2 protein-coding genes are annotated in these 3047 nt (G+C 74.6%); both read left to right on the top strand.

The window, feature by feature from the left end; translation table 11 throughout:
• Nucleotides 1-15: 15 nt before the first annotated feature.
• Complete coding sequence (locus tag ACFE8Y_RS21440) at nucleotides 16-753, top strand: tRNA (guanine(46)-N(7))-methyltransferase TrmB (protein WP_375466387.1); 738 nt, start codon at nucleotides 16-18, stop codon at nucleotides 751-753.
• Nucleotides 754-953: 200 nt separating this feature from the next.
• Nucleotides 954-2684, top strand: coding sequence for a sensor histidine kinase (locus ACFE8Y_RS21435; protein ID WP_375466386.1), 1731 nt, complete (start codon nucleotides 954-956; stop codon nucleotides 2682-2684).
• Nucleotides 2685-3047 lie beyond the last annotated feature (363 nt).

Genomic DNA, 3047 nt, shown 5'->3' with positions numbered 1-3047 from the left:
CAACCGAGCCGGGACGTGACCGAAACGAGCCCCTGTCCGGCCACCGCCGTCGAGGCCTCCGAGCGCGCCTTCTTCGGCCGGCGCAAGGGCAAGCGCCTGCGCGGACGGCAGGAGCAGCGTCTCGCCGACCTGCTGCCGCGCCTGCGCGTCGGCCTGCCGCCGGACGGAGCCCGCCTCGATCCGGCAACGCTGTTCCCGGACCTCGACGCCCCCCCCGGAGAGATCTGGCTGGAGATCGGCTTCGGCGGCGGCGAGCACCTCGCCGCGCAGGCGGCCGCCCACCCGGGGATCGGGATCATCGGCGCCGAGCCCTTCGTCAACGGCGTGGCCAAGCTCCTGCGCGCGGTCGATGAGCGGGCCTTGCGCAACGTCCGCATCCGCGACGCGGACGTGAGCGCGCTGCTCGACGCGCTGCCGGACGCGAGCCTCGCGCGGGTCGACCTGCTCTACCCCGATCCCTGGCCCAAGCGCCGCCAGCGCAAGCGCCGCTTCGTCTCGGACGGGACGCTCGCGGACATCGCCCGCGTGCTGAGGCCCGGCGGCCTGTTCCGCTTCGTCAGCGACATCGACGACTACGCCGGCTGGACGCTGGTCCGCGCCGCCCGCTGCCCCGGCCTGCGCTGGACGGCCCTGCGCGCGTGCGACTGGACGCAGCCCTTCCCGGACTGGCCCGGCACCCGCTACGAGGCGAAGGCGGTCGCGGCCGGCCGCCGGCCGACCTACCTCGAATTTCGCCGGACGGATCGAACTTAGCTGTTGTCAGCCCGGTGCGAAGGGGGCCCTGCCTTGCTCCGGCCGCGCTTGACCGTCATCCTGGCGCCACGCTCGCCGATCCGGCGCTTAAGCCCTCGTTTCGCCGCAGGCTTCGACCACGAACCGACGGGTACGTCGTCGGAGCCGCCGCACGAGACGCCACGCGGCCGGACGGTGCCGCCGCGCGCTCGAGGACTGGCGTGACCGACAGGGGTAATCACGGCCCGGCCGCCGGGACGGGCGACCTGCACCGCGCGGCCTTCGAGGGGGCCGCCATCGGGCTGGCCGTGCTCTCGGCCGACGGCGCCCTGATCCGCGCGGGCAACGACCATCTCTGCGCCCTCCTGGGCCACCCGCCGGGCGGGCTTGCCGACCGGCCCGTCTCGGACCTGCTCGGGGCGTGGCGCCTCGCCGACGGCATCCAGCCCTGGCGCCGCGCCGACGGGAGCGCCGTCGAGGTGCGCGTCCGCCGCTCCGGCGCGGACGGCGGTATCCTGGTCGTCGAGGCGGTCGATGCCGACGAGGCCGCCCGCTCCGACGAGAACCGCGACGCCCTGGCGGCGGCGGGCCTCGGGGAGTGGCGCTGGGAAAAATCGAGCCGCCGCCTCGTCCTCTCGCGCCGCGCCGCGCAGATCCTCGGCCACCCGGCCGGCGCCTCGACGACCTGGGACGTGCTGCGGGCGGGCCTCGCCGACGGCGAGCCCGCGCGCATCCAGGCCCTGGTGCGGGCCGCGATGGCCCGGGACGGGGCCTACGGCTTCGAGTGCCGGCTGACGCGGGAGGCGGACGGGCGCGAGGTCATCGTCGGCGTCCGCGGCCGGCCCGTCCACGGACCCGGCGGGCGGCGCACCGGCATGGTCGGGGTGGTGCAGGACATCACCACGCGGGTCGAGGCGCGCGACGGGCTCGCCGCCCGCGACCAGCGCCTGCGGGTCGCGACCTCGATCGCCCGGCTCGGGATCTTCGAGTGGCACATGCTCGAGGATCAGGCGATCTGGGAGAACGAGCGGATGTTCGAGATCTTCGGCCACGCGCCCGAGGACGGCACCATCGGCAAGACCGAGTTCCTGTTCGGCGTCCTCCATCCCGACGACCGGGCCTCGGTGCGCGCGGCGATCTCGACGGCGCTGCGCGAGGACGGAACCCTGCACACCACCGGCCGCATCCGCCGCCGCAGCGACGGCGCGTGGCGCACCATCGACCTCGCCGGCCGCTTCGAGCGGGACGCGCCGGACCGCCTGCCCCGCCGGCTGATCGGCGTCGTGGCCGACGTCACCGACCGGCGGGTCGCCGAGGAGCGGCAGGCCCTGCTGATCCGCGAACTGCACCACCGGGTGAAGAACACGCTGGCCACCGTGCAGGCGATCGTTGGCTCGACGGCGCGCACGGCGTCGAGCATCGACAGCTTCTACGAGGCGTTCGTCGGGCGCATCAAGTCGCTCGCCCACACCCACGCGGTGCTCACCGAGGCGACGTGGCAGACGGCGGACCTGCGCACCCTGCTGCTGAGCGAGCTGAAGCCCTACGCCGAGATCGCCGAGGGCGCGGAGACCGACGGCCGCATCGTGCTCGACGGGCCCGCCGTCGGGCTGGCCTCCGAGATCGCGGTGCCGATCGGCATGGCGATCCACGAACTCACCACCAACGCGGCCAAGTACGGCGCGCTCTCGAACCAGGGCGGGCGGATCGCGGTCACCTGGGCGCTCCTGCCCGGCGGACCCGCCGGGCTGCTGCGGTTCGCGTGGCGCGAGAGCGGCGGCCCCATCGTGGAGCCGCCGCGCCGCCAGGGCTTCGGCTCGCGCCTGCTGCAGCGGGTGCTCACCACGCAGGTCCAGGCCGAGGTCGAGACCACCTACGCGGCCGAGGGCTTCGCGCTGACGATGCTGGCGCCGCTGCCGGCCCGCAACGACGCGGCCAATCCGCTCTCCTGACGGCGTTCCGTCCGCGCCGGGACGTGATCACGCACGATTGCGGGGCGGTCGTCCGCCGGACCTCGCAGGACGTGACCCGCGAGACTTGGCATGCCGCGAAGCGGAGGGAGTTCCGGTCTTGCCCTATCCCGCAGGGGGCTTGCGGATGCACGCACCGCTCCACGCGATCCGGGAAGAGCGCGGGTCCCCTCTCCCGTTCGGGACAGGGTGAGGGAGGAGAACCCTCCGGAGAGGTCGCGCCCCTCACCCCAGCCCTGTCCCATCCAAGTCGGGCCTGCCCGACTTGGACATCCGCATTGCACGTCTCAGGCAAGCCCGAGATGTGTGGGGAGAGGGGGCCGCCCGGCGCTTCGCCCGATCCGC

This window comes from uncultured Methylobacterium sp. (assembly GCF_964242245.1).
Classification (GTDB): Bacteria; Pseudomonadota; Alphaproteobacteria; order Rhizobiales; family Beijerinckiaceae; genus Methylobacterium.
Note: the sequence above shows the minus strand (reverse complement) of the source record. Positions and strands in the feature narration are given on the sequence as shown.